This window comes from Ruegeria sp. CDSA141 (assembly GCF_059612005.1).
In genome coordinates this window covers 1-1,513 of sequence record NZ_JBXWPT010000052.1, presented here as the reverse complement: position 1 = coordinate 1,513, position 1,513 = coordinate 1, and the positions used below count along the sequence as shown (strand labels likewise).

At 56.2% G+C, this 1,513-nt stretch carries 1 protein-coding gene; it reads left to right on the top strand.

All coding sequences use genetic code 11. The features are described from left to right. Nucleotides 1-86 precede the first annotated feature (86 nt). Nucleotides 87-1,438 (top strand): IS3 family transposase gene (locus tag AC2FLP_RS22065; RefSeq protein ID WP_496686558.1). Its coding sequence is split into 2 segments (ribosomal slippage): nt 87-423 and nt 423-1,438, totalling 1,353 coding nucleotides; the frame shifts between segments, so codons are not numbered across the junction. The last annotated feature ends 75 nt before the right edge of the window (nt 1,439-1,513 follow it).

Genomic DNA, 1,513 nt, shown 5'->3' with positions numbered 1-1,513 from the left:
TTGTCTGACGTCAGCGCCAATGGGACAGTTTAGGTCGATTTGATAAGAGAGGGTTTCTGGCTCATCGTAACCGCCAAGGAGTGGAGATGAGAAAGAAACCCGGAACCAAGCGGAGCCACGGTGAGAAGGTCGTAAAGGACATCCGTCGTGCAACACGCAAACAGTACTCATCCGAAGAGAAGATCCGGATCGTGCTGGATGGCCTCAAGGGCGAGGACAGCATTGCAGAGCTGTGTCGCCGCGAGGGCATAGCGCAGAGCTTGTATTACAGCTGGTCGAAGGAGTTCCTGGAAGCTGGGAAGAAACGCCTTGCTGGCGACACGGCTCGTGCGGCGACCTCGACGGAGGTCAAGGATCTGCGCCGTGAGGCTCGCGACCTGAAGGAGGTGGTTGCCGAACAGGCTCTTGAACTGCGGCTGCTCAAAAAAAGCATGATCGGGGATGGGGGCGACGACGAATGAGGTATCCCGCATCTGAGAAGCTGGAGATCATCCGCCTCGTCGAAGGATCGCATCTTCCGACCAGGCGTACGCTGGACAAACTCGGCATCCCCAGAACCACTTTCTATCGCTGGTATGACCGATATCTGGCTGGCGGACCCGAGGCGCTTGAGGATCGCAGCCCCAAGCCATCACGGGTCTGGAACCGCATTCCGCAGCCGATGCGTGAGAAGATCAAGGACCTGGCTCTGAAGGAAAGCGATCTGTCGCCGCGTGAGTTGGCCGTGCAGTTCACCGACACAGAAAAGTACTTTGTCTCAGAGGCTTCGGTCTATCGCATCCTCAAATCCTACGACCTCATCACCAGCCCGGCCTATGTGGTTCTATCGGCGGCCGACGAGTTCCACGACAAAACCTCTCGGCCAAACCAGCTTTGGCAGACCGACTTTACCTATCTGAAGGTGATTGGCTGGGGCTGGTTCTACCTGTCGACCATCCTCGATGATTACAGCCGCTATATCATCGCTTGGAAGCTTTGCACGACGATGAAGTCGGGCGATGTGACCGACACGCTAGACCTGGCGCTGCAAGCCTCAGGTTGTGATCAGGCGACGGTTCTGCATAAGCCACGGCTGCTCAGCGACAATGGGTCCAGCTACATCTCCAGCGAGTTGGCCGATTGGCTGGAGGACCGGCAGATGGATCATATTCGAGGTGCTCCGTATCACCCGCAAACTCAGGGGAAGATCGAGCGATGGCACCAGACCTTGAAGAACCGCATCCTGCTGGAAAACTACTATCTGCCCGGCGATCTCAGGCAACAGATCGATGCCTTTGTCAATCATTACAACCATCGACGCTATCACGAGAGCCTACAAAACCTCACCCCGGCCGATGTCTACTTCGGACGCGGGCAGACCATTCTAAATCAACGAGAAAGGATCAAACGAAAGACCATCGAAACGCGACGCTTGCTTCACCGCAAATCCGCCGCATAATCACATGAACCAGATGAGCCAGACCCTCTCTTAGCTCACGCCGCCATCTGTCCCAAAATCCCTGACGACGGACAC